General features: G+C 38.4%; 15 protein-coding genes and 1 tRNA gene. 12 read left to right on the top strand and 4 right to left on the bottom strand.

The window, feature by feature from the left end; genetic code table 11:
* The first annotated feature begins 961 nt into the window (after positions 1-961).
* Positions 962-6,562: a T9SS type A sorting domain-containing protein gene (locus QZ576_RS21600; RefSeq protein WP_297101472.1), complete on the top strand. Its 5,601-nt coding sequence runs from the start codon at positions 962-964 to the stop codon at positions 6,560-6,562.
* Positions 6,563-6,656: 94 nt separating this feature from the next.
* A complete protein-coding gene (locus tag QZ576_RS21595; RefSeq protein ID WP_297101470.1) occupies positions 6,657-7,400 on the top strand; it encodes a nitroreductase family protein in 744 nt (247 codons plus the stop codon).
* Here the strand turns inward: QZ576_RS21595 and QZ576_RS21590 are convergent.
* From QZ576_RS21590 to QZ576_RS21580, 3 genes are read right to left on the bottom strand one after another with little or no spacing between them, the layout of a single operon-like run.
* A complete protein-coding gene (locus QZ576_RS21590; RefSeq protein ID WP_297101469.1) occupies positions 7,397-8,116 on the bottom strand; it encodes a LytTR family DNA-binding domain-containing protein in 720 nt (239 codons plus the stop codon). The genes QZ576_RS21595 and QZ576_RS21590 overlap by 4 nt on opposite strands.
* A complete protein-coding gene (locus QZ576_RS21585; protein WP_297101467.1) occupies positions 8,106-9,167 on the bottom strand; it encodes a sensor histidine kinase in 1,062 nt (353 codons plus the stop codon). Before QZ576_RS21585 ends, QZ576_RS21590 begins: the two co-directional genes overlap by 11 nt.
* Positions 9,168-9,878, bottom strand: coding sequence for a glycosyltransferase (locus QZ576_RS21580; protein WP_297101466.1), 711 nt, complete (start codon positions 9,876-9,878; stop codon positions 9,168-9,170).
* A gap of 245 nt (positions 9,879-10,123) precedes the next feature.
* Here QZ576_RS21580 and QZ576_RS21575 point away from each other — a divergent pair, with 245 nt between their 5' ends.
* From QZ576_RS21575 to QZ576_RS21565, 3 genes are read left to right on the top strand one after another with little or no spacing between them, the layout of a single operon-like run.
* Positions 10,124-11,164, top strand: coding sequence for an AIR synthase-related protein (locus tag QZ576_RS21575; protein ID WP_297101464.1), 1,041 nt, complete (start codon positions 10,124-10,126; stop codon positions 11,162-11,164).
* Positions 11,164-11,895, top strand: coding sequence for a bifunctional demethylmenaquinone methyltransferase/2-methoxy-6-polyprenyl-1,4-benzoquinol methylase UbiE (gene ubiE / locus QZ576_RS21570; protein ID WP_297101463.1), 732 nt, complete (start codon positions 11,164-11,166; stop codon positions 11,893-11,895). Before QZ576_RS21575 ends, ubiE begins: the two co-directional genes overlap by 1 nt.
* 59 nt (positions 11,896-11,954) lie before the next feature.
* On the top strand, positions 11,955-12,707 hold the full coding sequence (locus tag QZ576_RS21565; RefSeq protein ID WP_297101460.1) for a porin family protein: 753 nt from the start codon (positions 11,955-11,957) through the stop codon (positions 12,705-12,707).
* Here QZ576_RS21565 and QZ576_RS21560 read toward each other — a convergent pair.
* Positions 12,695-13,465: an RNA methyltransferase gene (locus QZ576_RS21560; protein WP_297101457.1), complete on the bottom strand. Its 771-nt coding sequence runs from the start codon at positions 13,463-13,465 to the stop codon at positions 12,695-12,697. The genes QZ576_RS21565 and QZ576_RS21560 overlap by 13 nt on opposite strands.
* 91 nt (positions 13,466-13,556) lie before the next feature.
* On the opposite strand from QZ576_RS21560, the gene QZ576_RS21555 reads away from it, so the two are divergent.
* The 7 genes from QZ576_RS21555 to QZ576_RS21525 all read left to right on the top strand — a co-directional run bounded on the left by QZ576_RS21555 (position 13,557) and on the right by QZ576_RS21525 (position 20,557).
* A complete protein-coding gene (locus tag QZ576_RS21555) occupies positions 13,557-15,902 on the top strand; it encodes a BamA/TamA family outer membrane protein (RefSeq protein ID WP_297101454.1) in 2,346 nt (781 codons plus the stop codon).
* 139 nt (positions 15,903-16,041) lie between these two features.
* A complete protein-coding gene (locus QZ576_RS21550; protein WP_297101451.1) occupies positions 16,042-17,406 on the top strand; it encodes a sodium-dependent transporter in 1,365 nt (454 codons plus the stop codon).
* Positions 17,407-17,567: 161 nt separating this feature from the next.
* A complete protein-coding gene (locus tag QZ576_RS21545) occupies positions 17,568-18,671 on the top strand; it encodes a helix-hairpin-helix domain-containing protein (protein ID WP_297101448.1) in 1,104 nt (367 codons plus the stop codon).
* Between the two features lie 116 nt (positions 18,672-18,787).
* Positions 18,788-18,979 (top strand): 30S ribosomal protein S21, encoded by a 192-nt coding sequence (rpsU, locus tag QZ576_RS21540; protein WP_038556031.1) that lies wholly within the window; start codon positions 18,788-18,790, stop codon positions 18,977-18,979.
* Between the two features lie 42 nt (positions 18,980-19,021).
* Positions 19,022-19,918: a tyrosine-type recombinase/integrase gene (locus QZ576_RS21535; protein WP_297101442.1), complete on the top strand. Its 897-nt coding sequence runs from the start codon at positions 19,022-19,024 to the stop codon at positions 19,916-19,918.
* Between the two features lie 2 nt (positions 19,919-19,920).
* Complete coding sequence (gene raiA, locus QZ576_RS21530; RefSeq protein ID WP_297101440.1) at positions 19,921-20,223, top strand: ribosome-associated translation inhibitor RaiA; 303 nt, start codon at positions 19,921-19,923, stop codon at positions 20,221-20,223.
* Between the two features lie 261 nt (positions 20,224-20,484).
* A tRNA-Gly gene (locus QZ576_RS21525) sits at positions 20,485-20,557 on the top strand.

The following is a 20,557-nucleotide window of genomic DNA, read 5'->3' as shown; positions in this document are numbered from 1 at the left end:
ATCATAGTTGAGAAAGTTTAAATTTATTTAAAAGAAATTTATTGTAATTATTTCGCTTTCAGGTTTTAACTGCCTGTTTGTTAAAAGCGACACAAAGTAAATACATTTTATTGTTTGAGTCAAGGGCTCTTTTTTTTTTCGTCCGAACCTTAATATTTACTTAAAGTGTTTAGAATAGAATAAGTCGTTTTTTTCGATCAATTCCTCAGGAAGTGTGAAAATATCGCATTCTCGCAGGCTTAAAAATTGAATAAAAACCAAATTATCAATATGATAAGCCTAAAATTGGGTGTTTCGAAAATGTGTCAAATAGATTTGTTTGCCTTAAAAATGGGCTGTTTAGGGTAAAAACGGGTGATTTTCCCTGGTTAAAATTGAAATAGGGAAATGTGCTCCTAACTATTCGGATGTTCTGCAAAATTTGTATCCGCTATATTTTGATAACTATATGCCGGACATTTACACGATTTGCATGAACTAAAAGAAAGTGCTAAAAAAAATAGCATAATTGCCACCAGTGAATATTTGTAGAATGATTTTGTCAATTTTGAGTAGCGAGATCGGACAAAATCATTAGGCTCCGTATACTTTTGTTTCAAATTTCTCATTTATTCAACATTATTCATTAAAAATAAGCGAAAAAATAGGCTATTTATTATATGAAATTAAAAAAATAAGTTTAAAATTGCATGTAAATACGTTAAAATACAGAGCTTGGATTGCGTTCAAACCAAAAATGAAAGAACAGTAAAATAGAAAGATTTGAATTTCACTTGGCCCTGTTGAAAACATTGTGTAAAAGAATGCGTTTTATGCAAGTTATATTTTGTACATTGATGCAAAATTTTATACGTTTGTAGAGTTTACTGTACTTACAGAGACAAATTGTCGGGAAAAATGATTAAAGAATTAGATAAATTAAAATCAATCAATCAATTAAGTTCAATTTAAAAAAAATGCTATGAGAAAAATGTTTACAAGGCTTTTTGGCTTGGTGTTACTCATGCTGTTCGTCGGTGTCACGATGGTGAAGGCGCAGGAATTCCTGCCCCCAACCGGTGATTTGACGCTGGGTGAGGGTAATATAGAGCTGGTTACACCACTTTCTGATGTGTGTGACAGTATGGATCTAGTCGATTTTAAAATTGTAGGGTTTGGAGAGGATGCTACGTTCTCTTATAACTATGATGGAACAGGGAATTTCCCCGGCGATTCAACCTTTGCTTTAACGGAGGGTACATCGGTGGATATTCAGGTTGTTATTGAAACAGCTACTGATACCATGGTTTCTAACCCTATTACCTTTAAAGCGAATTTGGTAGATTCCATAAAAATTCAGGCCTCTGATGTAGAGTCTCCTAAATGTGGAGGAACTCAAGGATCTATCAAGGTTAATTTTACAGGAGGTTATACTGACCTTTACGGTGCTCCCGCCGATGCTTACAGATATTTATATGTGTCTGAGGCCGATTGGATTGCAGGTGGAGCGGAAGGTGGATTTGCAGATTATATGGACGATGCTGTTTTGTCATCAACCGCTGCTCGTTCGGCAGGTACTTACTTTATTGCTGCATACGATTACAGAGGCGAAGGTGTTGATCCATGTTTAGTAGACTTAAGTAATATTGCTGCATGGGATACTGCAGTTGTTGCTCCTGCTTCAGTTGCTCCTGTGGTAGATACTATATATACTGATTCTATTGCGTGTGCCAATGGTACTGCTTCTATTTGGGTTGAAGTATCAGAAGGTGCAGGCGATACCTTGATTGTACAATTGTGGGATGCAGATGCACTGACTGTGTTTGACGAAGATACAATTCCAACTGTTACCGGAATTGTAGAGTTTATGAATGTACCGGAAGGTTCATATTATGCTTCGGTAATAGATACTTTAGGCTGCGATGCCGAAAGTGATAGTACAATAAATCTTGTTGCTCCTGCGGAAGTAGCATTTGAAATAGAAATTACTGATGTTACATGTGCTGCCCCTGGAACAGGAGCGATAGATGTGGCCATTACCAATTATGTTGCAGGATCAGCAGCTGGTGCTTATGCTGCAATGGTGGTTAGTGCTGATTCAACTTATGAGTGGGTTGAGTCAAGTGCGAATGACTCAATTATTGAAATCACAGGCTTAGATGCTGTATATTATGCATTATATGTAAAAGATGTTGCCACTGGCTGTGACTCTGTTCCATACAGAGATGGAATTAACGGAGAAAATAGAATTACACTTCAGGCTGACGGAGAGATAAAATACGTTGTGATGGCCGATTCTATTGAATGTTATGGAGACAGTACATGGGTGTCGATTGATAGTATAACCGGTGGAAATAATTCTGGTTATGAGTACATGATTGATGTAGTTGGTAGTTGGGATACAACGTCTTCATGGTTACTTCCAGCAGGCAATTACACTGTTAGCGTACAAAACGCCACAGGTGTTGGATGTGATGTACCTCTTCCGATTGAGGTTGTACAACCAGATACGTTAATGATTGACGGTATTCAAACGATTGAACCTACTTGCTATGGAGGTAACGATGGTTTAATTATCGTTGATGTTATTGGAGGTAGTGGTACCTATCAATATTCGTTAGATAGTGCAACCTGGTATAATAATCATGCCCTTACTGCAGAAGCTGGTACCTATACGGTTTATGTAAGAGATTTAGCTTGTAACCAGATTACTGATATGCAGGCAGCTGTAGAGATAGACAGCTTGACTGAATTTACTGTTGAATGGGATGAAAGTGATACCATGAATGTTTGTTATGGTGATTCAACATATGCGGATATTGATTATAATCATGATGAAAGAGATGGCGAAAACAGAGAGATTACACTGTTTGTAACTCAGGATATTGATAGTGTATTTGTTGGAGGAACTGCAGTTGAAGATATGCCAAACAATGGTGATGATTACCCATACCTTGGCGCTGGTACCTATTATGTTTGGGCTGCTGATAATTTCGAATGTATTAGTAGTAATTATGATACCTTAGTTGTTCTGCAACCTGATGAGTTAAAAGTAACTGCATCGGTTACCGAACATGCAACTTGTAACGACGATAACGATGGTATTATTACCATTGAAGCTCCGGATAATTACGACTGGACAAACTTAAAGTATATTCTAACAAATACTTACGGTGGTGCATATACTACTGATCCTGCATACATGACAGCTATGCCAGACTCAGTTGTACAAGTTCAGGCTGCTGCAGGTCCATGGTTTGCAGTATTATATGATACTTATTGTGGCGTGAGAGCTATCTCTGAAAAAATGGTAGTGAAAAGTTACGAAGCCGTTGTAATTTCTGATACCGCATTAGTTGTAAACGATATCGAATGTTACGGCGACAGCGTTGGTTCATTTACTATTGCTGCTGCTACCGGTGGTTCAGGAAACTTGGTTTATACGCTGTATAAGGATGATAAAACTGAAGCTGATACTGTTTCAGGATATATAGGAGTTACTGATACTACATTCACAAACCTGAAAGCTGGTTATTACTTTGTTGAAGTAAAAGACTTAGGTGGCTGTGATGGTGACTGGAGTGATACTATAAAAGTAGAGCAACCAGAAATGTTAATATTTGACGTTGAAGAAACTCCTATTAGCTGTTTTGGTGCTGCTAATGGAATGGTTGCACTTTATGTTAGAGGCGGAAATGCCGGCCAACCGATGTATAAGTTGGGAACAACTTCGTGGCAAGCCATGGAAGATACGATTACTTATGAAGGAGATATATGGTGGACAGCAAATGTAACGATTACTGATCCTGGAACTTATGATGTTTGGGCAAAAGACACCTTAGGTTGTACTGCACCTAAACAAACATTTACAATACTTGAACCAGATCCAATTGTAATTAGTATTGATACAATTGTAAATGCGACCTATGTATGTACCGATAATGGTGGTGTTGAAGTGAGTGTAACTGGTGGTAATTATGATACTTACGATTTCTACCTCTTCAATGCTGATAGTACTGTTGAAAGGTCTGACGATGATGTATCGGATATTACATTTACAGGTTTGCCTGGTGATACTTATACTTTAGAAGTAACTGATAGATATGGTAAATTTGGTGCTACTTGTGTAATGTCAGAAACAATTGTGATAACACAGCCTGATACAATTACTGCAGAAGCAGCTATAACTGAAATTGTAGCATGTAAAGATGGCGCCGACGGTGAAATTACTGTAAGTAATATTATGGGAGGTACTGGAAGTTACGAACTTTCTATTTCGCCTACACCTGTAACTTTAGTACAGGATTCAAATGTATTTAGCGGTCTTCCTGCCGATAAATATGTAATTACAATTACTGATTTAGATGAGCCAGGCGGATGTCCTGTAGAATTAGATACAGTAATGTTAGATGAAGCAGAGGAGTACTTAGAATTAAGTGCTACAAGAATACAGCATCTTACATGTAAAGAACCTGCTAAATTCTCAGTACAGGCTACTGGTGGTGAAGGTCCTTACATGTACGCCACAGCTCTTTCTGAACTACCTGAACATGTTTTGGTGCCACCGGCTATAGATAGCTCGGCATGGCAGTCAGACAGCATTTTTAATGACATAACTGAACCTGGAACATGGATTGTTTGGGTGATGGATGCAAGAGGATGTATTGTTGGCGGTGAATTTGACGAAAACGATATGCCAGTTAATGGATGGCGTGTGCCTATTCACGGACCAAGTGTTGTAGTTGATGTTGTAGCTACTGTAACTGATTTACCTAAATGTAATGGTGAAACTACTGCAATGATTGTTGTTGATGATGCGAATGTAAGTATTGTTGATACAATGGATCTTGAAAGTACTGACAGAGGGTATACCGTTAGTATTAATGGAATTGCGGGTGATACTTTAGCAAATGTGGGTGCTGGTACATACGTTGTTGTGGTAACTGATACTTTAAGTGAATGTATTGGAACTGACACTGTAGTTATTGAAGATCCTTTGGCATTGGAAGCTGAACTTCATATCGTTGAAGGTAACTTCACTTGTCCTGATGCTGTAGAAGGATTTATTAAGGTAACTTTCCCTGATACATTAGTTGGAACGGGAGACCTTGAGTACCAATTATGGAGAAACGACACATTAAAAACTGATTGGCAACCAAATAATCAGTTCTTAACAAAAATTGGTAATAGCTACCAGGTTGTTGTTAGAGATGCTAATGAATGTGAGTACACAACAGAATCAATCGATATCGAGCGTGTTGAGCCGATTATGTTTGATATGATGGATGTAACATGTTCAGGTGATACTGCAGCTTCTGTTAAAGTTAGTGTTACTGGAGAAGAAGGTCGTTTGTTCAAAGTAATGTGGACACAATACGAAATTGATCCGGATACTGACTATGAATCAGAATGGTTCACACAGGAAGACGGAATCACATTAAAAGAAGTGTTCATGTTTGACAATGAAAGTCTTGTTGATCAACACTACGAAGTTTGGGTAGTAGATAGTATTCCTGGAGCTGATCTAGGATGTATTTCTGAACCAGATACTGTTACATTTGACCAGATGATTAGTGATGAGCTTACACAAACAGTTGTTGTGGGTGAAGTTAATGGTTGCGGAACTGATGTAACTATTACACCTGCCGGTGGTGTTGCTCCATACACTGTAATGATTAACGGTGAAGTAGCGATGTTAACTGATGGTGTTATAACCTTAGGTGGCGGAGAGCAAATTATTACAGTAATGGATGCTCACGAGTGTAGTCCTGAAGTTGCTGATACACTTGATCTTGATTACCCAATGAGCATGGATACATTAGTAAATATGTTTGTTGGTGATACTACTGAGTTTGTATACGGAACTATCAGCGAAATCTTAACTGCTGAAGAAGCAGGAGTTGTTGAATACACTTTCTATAATACTACTGATAGTACTTGTACTGAAGAAGTAGTTGTAACTGTTGATGCTGTTAATCGTGTAGCTCCAGCTATCGAAACAGTAACTCCGCTTGATACAGTAGAAACAAATCATACTATATTCACAATGGTATTTGAGAATGAAGTAATGTTCAATGAATCAGTAATGGGATACTTAACTGTAACTAAGAAAGATTCTACTGAAGCTACACTTGAAATTCCAATTACTGAAGATATGGTTGATGGTAACACAATAACTGTAGACTACGATTATATGGAATTGGGAGCAATGCTTGACGTGAATACTACTTATACAGTTGCTGTAGATAGTGGTATTGTTACAGGAGATGGTCTTCCATGGGATGGAGAAACAGGAGCTTGGGAATTCACAACTGGTGCAGACTATCCAACAGATGTTGAGGTGCTTGAACCAGAAACTCTTGAGTTCAAGGTTTATCCTAACCCATTCAATGATTTCATTAGAATTGAAAATGCAGACAAACTTGACCGTGTAGTTGTTTCTAACATTGCTGGTCAACGTGTTCTAGATATTGAATATCCTAGTTATGAAATCCGTACTGGTAATCTGACCACTGGCGTTTACGTTGTGACATTAATTTCGAACGACGAAATCGTTAAATCAGAAAGGATTATTAAAAAGTAATACCGAATTGATTGATTAAAAAGGGAAGCATTTAGCTTCCCTTTTTTTATTTTCAATACTTTTGTGTTCTCTAAGTTTTAAATAAGCAGGTTATATGGAGTTATTAAATAAGCACGTATCCGTTCGAAAATTTACTGATAAGGCTATTAGCCCGGATTTATTAAAAAGTATCATATATTCAGGTACAAGAGCCTCTACAACGGGTAATATGCAGTTGTATAGTGTAATATTAACAAAGGATATTGAAAGAAAAGAAAAACTACTTCCATTACATTTTAATCAGCCTGTTGCTAAAAATGCTCCTGTACTGTTAACTTTTGTGGCCGACTTTAATCGTTTTTCAAAGTGGTGCCTGAATAATGACGCTCAACCGGGGTACGACAATCTGATTTCTTTTACCAATGCGGTTATCGATACTTCGCTTGCCGCGCAAAATGTTTGTATCGCAGCTAAGAATAATGGATTGGGAATTTGCTACCTAGGAACAACTGCTTACAATGCAAAAGAACATATTGAAGTACTTGGATTACCCAAGCTAACATTTCCCGTAACTACCGTAGCGATCGGTTATCCTGAAGAAATACCAGAATTAACGGATAGAATCCCCGTAGAAGGCATTATTCACGACGAATTATACCAAGACTACGATAGCGAACGAATTAATGAATTATATGCGTTTAAAGAGAGTCTGGAGTCATCAAAATCTTTTGTGGCAGAAAATGGAAAACAGACATTAGCACAGGTTTTCACCGACATTAGATACAAAAAGAGCGATAATGAATTCTTTTCAGCGAAGATGTTGGAAACAATAAAAGCTCAGGGATTTTTGGCTGATTAATCGGCAGTAAACCTATTTATATAGGCAAAAAAGTCTTGGCGGTAACTGTTGCCAATAGGAAGCTTCTCGCCATTAATGGAAACCATGTTGCCCTCAAGTGATTCAATTTTGTCAACTGAAACAATAAATGATTTATGCGTACGATAAAAGTTGTCCTGTGGCAAAAGCGCATGAATTTTTTTCATCGATAGATTCGTAACGAACTTATCATCTACTACGTGTATTTTAATGTAGTCACCTAAACCTTCGATGTAAAGTATATCGGTAAATCTGATTTTGATCGTCTTTTTGTTCGATTTGATAAATAGAAAATCAGCACTTGTCTCACTCTCCGGTGAACTTTCGGCTTTATTTTTTAGCCAATACATTTCTTCGGCCTTCACAAAAGCTTTAAAAAAGCGCTCAAAAGAAAATGGCTTTTTTAAATAATCCAAAGCATTAAGCTCATAACCTTCCAGAGCATATTCCGAGTAAGCCGTGGTGAAAATCACCATTACATTTTTATTCAGGTTTTTTAGAAAAGAAATACCTGAAAGTTTTGGCATGTTTATGTCAAGGAAAAGAAGATCTACTTCATTTTTGAGTAAAAACTCCTGGGCACAAATCGCGTCGTTACAGGCTCCGATAATGTCGAGCGAAGGAATTTTTAGCGCATATTGTTTGATAACATTTTGGGCAAGGGGTTCATCGTCGATTATAAGAGCTTTAATTGCCATGGTCTTTAAGTTTTAGTCTTAAATGAACTGAATAAGTAGATTCTTTTTGATTTACAACAAGTTGATAGTCGTTAGCGTGATATAGATGTTTTAGTCGTTGTTTTACGTTTGCAATTCCAATCCCCGAATTTTTCGAGTCAAAATTCTCCGGCTCCGCAAAATTGTTTTCAAGATCAAAATTTAGCCAGTCTTCGGATATACTGAAGGAAATATTTATGTAATCATTTTCTGTTCCTGGTAGCCCGTGTTTAAAGGCGTTGTCGATAAACGGCTCAAACAACAACGGCGCAATGTAAGAAGCGCTCGTAATTTGAGGTTTTTCGTAATTAATAACGGTATTTTCAGTAACTCTTATTCGTTGAAGTGCAATAAAATTATCGACAAACTCTATCTCTTTTCGCAAGCTAATAAAGTTATCCTTCGATTCGTAAATAATATGGCGCATTAAATCAGAAAGACGCAAAATTAGGTCCGGAACTTTATCGGAGTTAATAAGCGACAATGAATAAATGTTATTAAGCGAATTGAAAAGAAAGTGTGGATTCAGCTGTCCTTTTAATGATTTTAACTCTGCTTCAAGTTTGCCTTTTTCAGTTTTGGCCAGTTTGTAGTTCAAATCCTGTAACGACAACCAATCTTTAAACAGCTTTAAAAATGTAGTTATCCCGATATAAAAAAGTGTGGCAAAGAAAAATGCGGAGTGCGTTTCGGTACTAAGCGATTGTAATTGCTCAGATACCTCGAGGAATTGCCTTAGTGGATAAACAATTAGCAATTGAACAAACAAACTGCTGATTGAAATGAGTACAACCAACCAGAAGATGTAATAAATGTATTGTTTCCGGATAAGAAACCGCGGGATAAGAATATTCAGGTTGAAATAAACTCCCAGCGCAAAACCGGCATTTATAACCACTGATTTTGCAATGGTTGTTAACGTAAATTCGCGGCTGTAGATGAAAAAGATAAAACACAAAAAAACAACGCTGGCCATCCAAAAAAGAATATGCCCGATAATCTTGTTACGTTTATTTAATAAGTGTTTTCGCATTTAAATTCTATCGCGCTTTAAAAATATCTTTTTTAAATAATAAAGCACCGGATTTTTGTATTTAAGATTTTTCCACGGTCTGCTAGAGTGGGGCAGGTGTAAAACCCGTACACCTTTTGCCAGGTAGTTGGTAAAACCAATTTTTTTCGATTGACGGCTAATAAAAACGTCAAACCAGTCTTTATCTTTTGCTAATTCTTTAAAATCAAATTTTTCAAGAAAAGGAACCGTAATTAGTGTACAGCAAAAACTTAAGCTGTGCGATGTGTCAATAACATCGTCACTTTTCGTTTTCTCAAAATTATACGGGAAATTATAATCACCATTTTCGTCAACGGTGATGGCTCCAATTAAACCCGGTTTTTGCTCGGCCTTCATAATGTCGAGTAAGCTCTGAATGGTATCCTTTTTTACTACAACATCCGATTCAATAATAATTAAAGGAACTCCTGCTTCGAGTGCAAGTTGTTGCGATTTCTGCAGAACGATTTGGTAATTAGGCGACGGCGTATCAGTAATATCTTCAAGGTGTACAACGGTAAACCCGAGTTCTTTAGCTGCCGAATCAAGGTATTGTTTCGTTTCGGGTTGGCTAAAATCGTTAAATACATAATACGAAAAATTGCCACCGGCTTCCATTATAGCATTAATTGTGCGTTTGGTCGTTTGCAACGAATCTTTAACCGGAGTAATTACAATAGCTTCTGACATTATTTTTGAAATTGAGATGCAAAGTTAATTAAATTATTGTCCTTTACAGTAACAGAATACAGCTTTTGCCAGCGGCAGCAATGCCAAACCGGATATCCGTCGTCAGGTTATTTAAACTTATGTATCAAAAATTCTAAATCCGGCGTATGCCAACAGCACCGGGCGTTAAAAAATACTTTAAAATCTATGGTAGAATCGGCTACTTAATTACCTTTGCTTTAGGTTAACAAGAAAAGAAATGCTGTATGAGTAATGCTGTTCAGACTGAAAAAGAGTTCTCGATCGATATGATTCCTGAACCGGAGAACCTGGAGGAGATCGTGTTTTCCTTAATGGTTAATCCCAACTTATCAACCATTAACTATTTCAATGATTTTAGTGATCAGGGAATTTCGCCCGAATCGATTGGTGAAAGCGAAACCGACGAAATAGGTATTTTTGAGTTGGAAGGTAATGGTAGACGAATGGCAATGAGTACGCACGCTTTTCATCACCATTTAGAAAGTGATCCGCAGAAAGCAACAGAAATTTTAATATCGCGTGCTACGCGTAAGATGTTGTGTTTCGGAGCGCAGCCTTTCGCCGTAAGTGCATTTTTGTATCACATTGACTTTGCCGATCCAAACGGACAGTTTATCGCATCCGGTGCTAAAAAGGGCCTTGAAAATGCCGCAGCAAAGTTTGGACTAAAAATATCGGATAGAAAAATTCGCTTCGATCATTTCTCGCAACACGGCCCGGTGCCGCCAACAATCATTATCAGTATTATGGCACAGGTGCCCGAAGGTGAAAACTTGATTACCCATAGTTTCAAAAATAAGGGCAATCACATATTTGTAATTGGCCGATCGCTAGACGATATCAATTCATCAGAATACCTCGAATTTTACCATGGTATTTCAGAGTCGGCATTGCCGGCATTTAATATCGAAGATGAAATTGCCGTTCAAAAAGCAATTAAAACCTTGCTCGATAAAAAGTTGATAGAAAGCGCCAGCCCGGTTGGAAAAGGTGGACTTTTCTTTACCTTGCTACGTGCTGCTATTCCAAATGAACTGGGATTTGATATTACTTCCGATGCAGAAACCAGAAACGATGCATTCCTTTTTGGCGAATCAATGGGACGTTTAATCGTTGGCGTGCATCCCGATAAAGAGGATGAATTCGTTGACGCGATGTCGGAAATAAATGTGCCATTCTTTACTTTAGGGCATGTTACCAAAGGAGAGATCAGAATTGACGATCAGTCGTTAGGTTACATCGATAAAATGACTGTTGGATCTTAATGGCAGCCCTTCCTTATAAGCAATCAAAACAATCCAAGAAAGGTCAGGTGGAGGAGATGTTCGATAATATCTCTCCGAAATATGATTTACTGAACCATGTATTATCATTGAATATTGATAAAATATGGCGCAGAAAAACCATTAAAAAACTGCGACCATATGAGCCCAAGAATATCCTTGATATTGCAACGGGTACCGGCGATTTTGCTATTGCCGCGTTAAAACTTGGCGATGTAAAAGTTACCGGCATCGACATTTCGGAAGGAATGTTGAATGTTGGACGAGAAAAAATAAAAGCCAAAAAGCTTGACGACCAAATCAAGTTTCAAAAAGCAGATTCGGAAAACCTGCCTTTCGACGATGGTGCTTTTGATGCAGCCATTGTTGGTTTTGGAGTGCGAAATTTCGAGAATCTTGAAAAAGGACTTTCCGATATTCAGCGTGTGTTAAAACCCGGCGGTGTATTTTTCGTGCTCGAATTCTCGAAACCGGTTAGTTTCCCGTTTAAGCAGATTTACATGTTTTATTTTATGCGCATTTTGCCGTTAATCGGAAGAATGGTGTCGAAAGATAGCCGAGCCTACACTTATTTGCCCGAATCGGTAAATGAATTCCCGGATGGTGACAGATTTTTAACTATTTTAGCCGATGTTGGTTTTGTTCAGAATGAATGTTATCGGCAGACTTTTGGAATCGCCTCAATTTACAAGGCACATAAACCCAACAATTAAAACATAGCGAACAATAAATTATTCGTTTTTTTGTTTTTCATAAAAGCAACATTAAGAAGGTGAAGAAAGTTTTAATCTCAATCATATTCCTTATTGCAGGTTGTAGTGTTTTTGCCCAAAAGCAAAAAATTAACTACCTGACAACTTTTGATGATAAGCTTTTTCATTTTGGTTTTACCATCGGAATGAATACCCTCGATTTTAATGTGGTGAATTACAATCCAATTGGCGAAAATCCTGAGTTTGTTCCATATCCGCAGGATCGTATTATTTGGGATAGCGAAATCCGTTCTGATGTGGCAACATTAATTCCCGGGTTTACCGTTGGGATTGTTACCAGTATGAGACTCTCAAAAGATTTCAACCTGCGTTTTTTGCCAGGCTTGTCGTTTGGCGAGCGGCAATTGACTTTTAATGTACCGGTAAGAGATGTAAATGTGTATGAGGAAGATCTTTCGTTCTATACCATTCGATCTACTTTCCTCGATTTTCCACTGTTATTGAAATACAAGGCCCGACGTATTAACAACGACCGGCCTTATGTTATTTTTGGTGGCGCCTATCGTCAGGATATTTCGCGAACTGCACAGGAAGACCTGATAAAGTTAAAGAGCGGTGGTTTTTATGCCGAAGTTGGCGGTGGCTGGGATCACTACTTTGCGTTTTTCCGATTCTCGGTAGAAGCCAAATTTAGTTTTGGTTTGAATGATCAGCTGGGCGATCTCCCGGGCGGTCAGCAGCGTTTATATTACGCACAGTCGATAAAAAATCTGCGATCGAAGATTTTCACCCTCTCATTTCACTTTGAATAAGCTCGTTTAAACTCGGAGCAAAGTATTGCCGTAGCAACCGAAACATTCAACGATTCTGCTTTTATTTCATTTTCCGAGAAATTTGGAATGCTCAGCTTATCAGTAATAAATTTTTCAACCTCCGGTCTTATCCCGTTTCCTTCGTTACCCATTACAAGTACGGCTTGTCTTGGAAGTTTTTTCCGGTAAATGTTATCGCCATTCATAAATGCTCCAAACAAGGGCGCTTCTGCTTTTTGTGCCAACCCGGCGAGTTCATCAAAATCACATTCATGCAGTTTTATGCGGCTGAAAGAACCCATACTTGCCTGAATTACTTTTGGGTTGTATAGGTCAACGGAATCGGGCGAGCAAAGAACATGCTGAATGCCGTACCAGTCGCAAATGCGTACAATGGTTCCCATATTGCCGGGATCCTGAATTCCATCAAGGTAAATGGATAAACCTTCGGGCAGCGAATTTGGGAAAACCGGTTTTTTAGGAATCTCGCAAACGGCGAGGCTGTTTTGCGGATGTTGCAACAAGCTCACCTTTTTCAGTTCTTTCGCATCGGTTTCTATAATTCTTTCTGCATCGTTTTGCGAAACCGGATAGCGGCTTAAGAATTGATCGGTAACGACTAATAGTTTGATCTTCAAGTCGGAATCCAGAGCTTCTTTCACCATTTTATCTCCTTCAACAAGAAAGCTGTTTTCTTTTGAACGGTATTTTTTTAAAGCCAGCGAATTAATAAGTTTTGTTGTACTTTTACCAATCATTTATTTTTGAACTGAATTCATAATATTTGTGGTAAAGTTACTGTTTCTAAAAAAACACTTGGTTATTTTTGATCAATAAAAGTTGTAGGATTTGGCAGAGAAGTATTACAGGCGAAAAATTGGAAGCTACAAGTGGATATTTGTTTTATCTGCAATGCTGCTTGCATCGTGTTCTCAAACGCGTTTTGTTCCGGAGCAAGAGTATTTGTTGCAAAAGGTGGAGCTTGAAATTGATAACCAGGAGGTGAGCAGGGAAGAAGCCAAATCTGTTTTACGGCAAAAGGAAAACTACAAGATCCTCGGTTTTATTAAGTTTTATCTGTTGCTGTACAATATGTCGTCGAAGAAAAAGACCGACGATTGGCTGAAACGAATAGGGGAGGCGCCGCAGTTGTACGATAAAGTTATGGCAGAACGTTCGGCCGAACAACTGGAAGCATACATGGGGCAACGTGGCTACTACCAAGCAAAAATTAACCAGGATGTTCAGTTTAACGAAAAGAAGCGAAAAGCGAAACTTAAATTCACCGTTGAGTCGGGCGATCAGTATAAAATACGACGCGTAAATTATCATTTCGAAACGCCTGAATTACAAAAGATATTTTTTAACGATTCGGCTAAATATCAAATGCGACCCGGAACTGCTTTCGATATTTACGAGCTGGAAAAGCAGCAGAAACGGATAGTAAGTTTATATCAAAACAACGGGTACTATTATTTCTCGAACAACCAGGTTCGTTATCTGGCCGACTCAACACTTTACGATAAACAGGTAATTCTCGATCTTTTTATTGGCGAAACACGTTCGAGCCAGGTGGACAGCACAAAGTTGTTGAAGCCATATTATTTGAATAATTTTTACTATTCGGTGATGCCCGGAAATACGCCGGTTACTTCCAATCGCAGACAAGATTTTGATTTCTCCGATACGCTGTTTTGGGATAATTCAATACTTTATGCCAACGATCAGATTTCGTATCCGCCGGGGCTTTTCATACGAACCAACCAAATGCAAAGTGGCGACCTGTATAACATTACTGAGGTTGAAAATACTTTTAATGCACTGAACCGACTGCGCCAGTTTCGCTTTGTTGATATTCAGTTTAGTGAAACTTATCCGGAACAAGACACTAATTTGCTCGACTGTAATATTCGCCTGGCGCCTTTAAATAAACAATCAACTTCGTTTGACATTGAGGGCACCAACACATCGGGTAATTTAGGTGTGGCCGGAAATATTTATTACCAGCACCGAAACCTGTTTAAGGGTGCCGAGGTATTTCAGGTGCGGTTAAAAGGGGCAACCGAACGTTTGCACCGAAAAGTGCCGAACGGAACTGAAGCTTTTAATACACGTGAGTTTGGTGTTGAATCGAGTTTGATGGTTCCTAAATTATTGGGGCCGGGTAAATACATAAAAAGTTTTGGAAAGTATTTGCCGAAAACTGTTTTTAACGCCGGTTACAACTTCCAGCGCCGGCCGGAGTATACCCGAACCATTACCAACTTTAAGATTGGTTACGACTGGAAAACCTCGCAAAACTACCAGCACCTCTGGAATTTTCTGGACATGAACGTGGTTAGATTGTACGAATTCGATCCCGATTTTATTAATTCGATCCAGGATCTTTACATTAAAAGTAGTTTTACCGACCACTTGATTTTTGCGATGAACTACTCGTTGATCTTTAACAACCAGCGGCTGTCGTCAAATAAAAATTATACCTACGCACGTTTGAATCTTGAGTCGTCGGGAAACGTTCTCTGGGCACTATCGGAACTTGCAGGTCGTGATCTTACTTATGAGGAAGATTCGGTTACCAATGAAATTTCTGAATATTATAAAGTATTTAATATTCGTTTTGCGCAGTATGTAAAAGCCGATCTGGAAGTGCGGAAAGCGTTTCAGATTGACCGATATAATTACGTTGTGGGCCGACTATTTGGAGGAGTTGGATTACCCTACGGAAACTCACCTTTCCTGCCTTTTGAAAAGCAATATTTTGCCGGTGGAGCGAATGGAATCCGGGCGTGGCAAGTTCGTTCCTTGGGACCGGGTACTTACACTCCGGAAGATGAGAATGCTTATCCAAACCAATCATCGGATATTAAACTTGAGGCCAACATCGAATACAGATTTCGTTTGTTAGGCTCGTTGGAAGGTGCACTGTTTTTAGACGCCGGTAACATTTGGGCGATTAACAGTATTGATAACCGCGAGGGTGCCGTTTTTAAATTCAATAAGTTTTACAGACAGTTTGCTGTTGGTACCGGAACCGGTTTCCGCTTCGATTTATCGTATTTTATTCTTCGTGCCGATATTGGTATGAAACTTCGCGATCCGGCTGCTGTTCAGGGAGAACGGTGGATTATTGGCAACCGCGGATATAAAGGCGACGACTTTACTTTTTCGTTTGCCATTGGTTATCCATTTTAAATCTTTTAGATTAAAAGTAATTCTTACTCGTTTTTTTGTTTGGCGTGCTTGTTATGAATTATTTTTTTGCATTTTTGGGGCTTAAATTTTTACATATTGTTAGTTAAAGGAGAGAACAGCTCTCAAAATATTATTTTCTATGTCAAATCTTCCTTCGGGTAACCGCGATTCATTTAGTTCAAAATTTGGTGTTATAGCAGCTGCTGCCGGTTCGGCAGTTGGTTTGGGTAATATTTGGAAATTTCCATACATCGCCGGAGTGTACGGCGGTGCAGCTTTCCTTTTTGTTTACCTCGCTTTTATTCTTGCAATCGGAATCCCGGTTATGTTATCGGAGTTAATAATTGGTAGAAGCTCGAGGAAAAATGCATTTGGTGCGTTTAAACTTCTTGCTCCTGGAACACCCTGGCGTTATATTGGTATTTTAGGCGTAGGAGCCGCATTTCTGATTTTATCGTTTTACGGCGTTGTTGCCGGTTGGAGCATCGAATATATTGTTCTGTCTCTTAAAAACGGCTTCTCAGCAAAAAGTCCTGATGAGATAGGAATGTTATTTACTACGCTTATTGAATCACCTGTTAAGCCGGTAGTATTTCAGCTAATATTTATGGTAATGAGTGCAGCAATTGTTATTGTTGGTATTCAGAAAGGGATTGAGAAATACACGAAGATTTTAATGCCGTTGTTGGTTGTTATTCTCGTGTTTTTGTGTGTTAAATCGGTTTCGCTTGAAGGAGCTAAAGCCGGTCTGAACTTTTTGTTTAAACCAGATTTTTCAAAACTTACTGCCGACGGTATTTTAAGTGCATTGGGTCACGCGTTTTTTACGCTTAGCTTAGGAATGGGTACGCTTATTACCTACGGATCGTATATTAAAAAAGATAATAACCTGGTAAGTACGGTTATAAATGTAACAGTTGCCGATACAGTAATTGCACTGATGGCAGGGATTGCAATTTTCCCGGCGGTGTTTGCTTTTGGCATTGAGCCAAGTCAGGGACCCGGACTGATTTTCGTTACGCTACCAAATGTGTTCCACCAAATGCCGGGTGGTTATATATTTTCAATCGCGTTTTTTGTGCTTCTTTCCGTAGCTGCATTAACATCGTCAATTTCAATTCTTGAGGTTGTGGTGGCCTATTTTAAAGAAGAATTCAATATGGGCCGAAAGGCATCTACAGTTTTGGCAACCGTTCTCATTTCAATTTTAGGTGTTTTATGTTCGCTTTCAATGGGCGTATTATCACCATATACATTCTTCGGGTTGAATATTTTCGACTTAATGGACTGGATTTCGGCTAACTTATTCCTGCCGGTTGGTGGAATGTTCATTGCCTTGTTTATAGGTTGGCATTTCGGCCGTAAGAAGGTTAAGGAAGAAGTGGCACAGGGAGGAACACTGTCAGGTGCATTGTTGTCGATATTTATGTTCCTGGTGAAATTTATTGCACCTATCGCAATTGCCATTGTAATGCTGAATAATTTCGGTCTGTTGAAATTCTAATTGCCACTAATTATTTTTTCGATAGAGGTATAAAATCCACTATTCGGTCTTCGTATTGTGTTTGGGAATATGCCGGCACGATTGTATAGTTTTGCTTACTTAATTTCAATATTGTAACTTAGCAGAACGTCAATCACTGTCAACTATTTAGCCCAGATGCAATGAGAAAAGCCTGGCTCAAAATAAAAAATGGTTTTCTTTCCTATTCCCGTGGCGACCGGGTAGGTATCATTATATTATCAGTTTTGATTTTGCTGTTGCTGGGGGCTAATGCTTATGTAAAAAGAATTGCGCCCAAACCGTATTATACGCCGGAACAATTTGAAGAAATTCAGGCGCAGTGGAATGCCGCCTGGCAGGCAAATGACAATGCTGAGCTATTAAGTCTTTTTAATTTTAATCCGAATACCATTGAGGAAAGTGCGCTTGATTCGTTGGATTTGCCAGCGCAAATTAAACGGAACCTGATTAGGTACCGTGCTGCCGGTGGAAGTTTTAAATCGAAAAACGATGTGCGAAAACTCTATGGAATGAGTGACTCGTTGTTTCAGCATATCGCTTCCTATATTCTCATTCCAAAAGCCACAGTCGAGACGCAAACAAACAATAAGGAAGAGCCGAAGGTAGAACCACCTGTAGGATTTTTCGATCCGAATACGGCGAGCAAAGAGGCATTGGAAGACTTTGGTTTTAGTTCTTACCAGGCCAATAATATTGTGTCGTATCGAAACAGCGGAGGAGGTTACCGCCAGCCCGACGATCTCCTAAAAATTTACGGGCTCGATTCGGCAACTTATAAACGCGTTTATCCTTACGTAAAAATTGATAACGTCGCAGAGCCGGAAAAGGAAGTACCGGAAGAACTGTTTACGATTGAATTAAATAGTGCAGATACTTCCGATCTTGTAAAATTAAAAGGGGTTGGGTCGGTTTATGCATCGCGCATTGTAAAATACCGAAACTTGCTTGGTGGCTTTTGTAATGTAAATCAGTTAATGGAGGTTTATGGTTTTACAGAAGAACTTTTTGCGGCCGTAAAACCTTCTGTTACTATTGATACAACAGCGATAAAACCGATTCGGATTAATTATGCCGAGTTCTCAGAATTGATCAGACACCCATATTTTGATAAATCGAACGTAAACGACATACTAAATGAAAAGGATAAAAACGGACCCATAAAAAAATTATCAGACCTCGAGGTACTTGAATCGATTGACGCTGAGTTTATTGATAAAGTAAGGCCATATGTTACCTGTCGTTAAAAAAGTGAAAACTATTTTTTCGCGATAGGAATTATTATTTTTTTGCTTTAAATTTGATATACTATGAATTATTTCTAAATTTGCGCCTCAATTTTTAAAATGTAAATCCGAAAGATATGATTATTATTCCGGTTAAAGAAGGCGAAAATATTGAAAGAGCTTTGAAAAGGTTCAAGAGAAAATTCGAGAAAACTGGCGTTATTAAAGAGTTACGCGATCGTCAGAAGTTCACCAAGCCTTCTGTAAGAAGAAGGGAAGAATTGAAAAAGGCAGCATACGTACAAGGTTTGCAGCAACAGGAAGACTAAAGTTTTCTTTGGTGATTCCTGAATTATTAGTTTAGATGGCCAATGAGTTATCAGGAATCGTTTATCAATTTTTTAAAGTATGAGAAGAGATATTCTCCTCATACGGTGAAGGCATATGAAAAAGACCTCGATCGGTTTGTGGAATTTTGCACAAAAATGGTCGGGGATTTTGTTGTTAAAGATGTTGACCTCAAACTACTGCGTTCTTGGGTGGTAGACTTAATGGAGCACGATTATAGTCCGAGTTCGGTAAGCAGAATGATGACGGCGGTAAAGTCGTTTTATAACTTTTTGCTTCGCGAACAGGTTGTCGATGTCAATCCGGCTATAAATGTTCCGCTTCCTAAAATTAGGAAGAAGCTACCCCATTTTGTTGAGGAGAATAATCTGAACCATTTATTAGATGATGATCTTTTTGATAATGGTTTCAGGGGGAGGAGAGATAAATTGATCATTTCGTTATTTTACGGAACCGGCATTCGTTTGGCAGAGTTAATCAACCTGAAAGATCGGGATTTTAACACCGCCGAATACCTTATAAAGGTGCTGGGGAAGCGGAATAAAGAAAGGATTATTCCATATCCAAGAGAGATTAACCAATTGTTTAATGATTACGTAGATGTAAGAAACGACGAAATCGTAAACAATAGTGGCTATTTATTTGTAACGGAAAAAGGAAAGCAGATTTACGAAAAACTGGTTTACCGCGTTGTAAAAAGTAATTTAGCCAGGGTAACATCTCTTGAAAAGAAAAGTCCGCATGTTTTGAGGCATACTTACGCAACTCATTTGTTGAATAACGGTGCCGATCTTAATGCAGTAAAAGAATTGCTGGGGCATGCAAATTTGGCGGCAACTCAGGTGTATACACATACAACATTCGAGAAGCTGCAACAGAGTTATAAACAAGCCCACCCTCGTGGTGGTAAAAACGATTGATTATGGAAGTAAAAATTAATTCAGTGCATTTTAACGCCGACCAGAAGTTGGTGGAATTCGTAAACAAAAAAGTAAACAAACTGGATACTTTTTTTGATGGTATATTAAAGGCTGATGTAACGCTTAAGGTTGCGAAGCCCGAAGCAGCAAACAATAAGGTTTCTGAGTTAAAGATTTCCATTCCTTCTCAAGATTATTTGTTCGCCAAAAAGCAGGCAGATACGTTTGAAGAAGCGACAGATTTAGCTATCGATGCTATTAAGAAACAGCTTGTTAAATACAAGGAAAAATTGAAGAGTAAATAATATTTAAAAATTAAAGCTCAAATTTTAGTTTTTTAAAATAATATTTTTACATTTGCACACCCTTTTCAGGGGCGTTCTGAAGACAGCTGAAAATGTAGTGCTTTGCAGGATATTGAAGCTTTTGAAATGATTTTTTGAATTTCGCTTTGCAAAAAGAAAAATGAGAAAAATTGAAAAAAAAGCACACGAGTAGCAAAAAATATTCGGTTGTTTCGAAAAAAGTTGTAATTTTGCACGGCATTTTTTGCCAGTAGACTATAAGCGGGAATAGCTCAGTTGATAGAGCATTAGCCTTCCAAGCTAAGGGTCGCGGGTTTGAGTCCCGTTTCCCGCT

The sequence above is a fragment of the uncultured Draconibacterium sp. genome, from assembly GCF_913060805.1.
Taxonomy (GTDB): Bacteria; Bacteroidota; Bacteroidia; order Bacteroidales; family Prolixibacteraceae; genus Draconibacterium.
This window is presented reverse-complemented; position numbering and strand designations above follow the sequence as displayed.

Coding starts and splice junctions, on each gene's coding strand:
- rpsU (WP_038556031.1), top strand. CDS start 18,788: ATGATTATTATTCCGGTTAAAGAAGGCGAAAATATTGAAAGAGCTTTG.
- QZ576_RS21585 (WP_297101467.1), bottom strand. CDS start 9,167: ATGCGAAAACACTTATTAAATAAACGTAACAAGATTATCGGGCATATT.
- QZ576_RS21545 (WP_297101448.1), top strand. CDS start 17,568: ATGAGAAAAGCCTGGCTCAAAATAAAAAATGGTTTTCTTTCCTATTCC.
- QZ576_RS21580 (WP_297101466.1), bottom strand. CDS start 9,878: ATGTCAGAAGCTATTGTAATTACTCCGGTTAAAGATTCGTTGCAAACG.
- ubiE (WP_297101463.1), top strand. CDS start 11,164: ATGGCAGCCCTTCCTTATAAGCAATCAAAACAATCCAAGAAAGGTCAG.
- QZ576_RS21600 (WP_297101472.1), top strand. CDS start 962: ATGAGAAAAATGTTTACAAGGCTTTTTGGCTTGGTGTTACTCATGCTG.
- raiA (WP_297101440.1), top strand. CDS start 19,921: ATGGAAGTAAAAATTAATTCAGTGCATTTTAACGCCGACCAGAAGTTG.
- QZ576_RS21595 (WP_297101470.1), top strand. CDS start 6,657: ATGGAGTTATTAAATAAGCACGTATCCGTTCGAAAATTTACTGATAAG.
- QZ576_RS21575 (WP_297101464.1), top strand. CDS start 10,124: ATGAGTAATGCTGTTCAGACTGAAAAAGAGTTCTCGATCGATATGATT.
- QZ576_RS21560 (WP_297101457.1), bottom strand. CDS start 13,465: ATGATTGGTAAAAGTACAACAAAACTTATTAATTCGCTGGCTTTAAAA.
- QZ576_RS21590 (WP_297101469.1), bottom strand. CDS start 8,116: ATGGCAATTAAAGCTCTTATAATCGACGATGAACCCCTTGCCCAAAAT.
- QZ576_RS21550 (WP_297101451.1), top strand. CDS start 16,042: ATGTCAAATCTTCCTTCGGGTAACCGCGATTCATTTAGTTCAAAATTT.
- QZ576_RS21535 (WP_297101442.1), top strand. CDS start 19,022: ATGAGTTATCAGGAATCGTTTATCAATTTTTTAAAGTATGAGAAGAGA.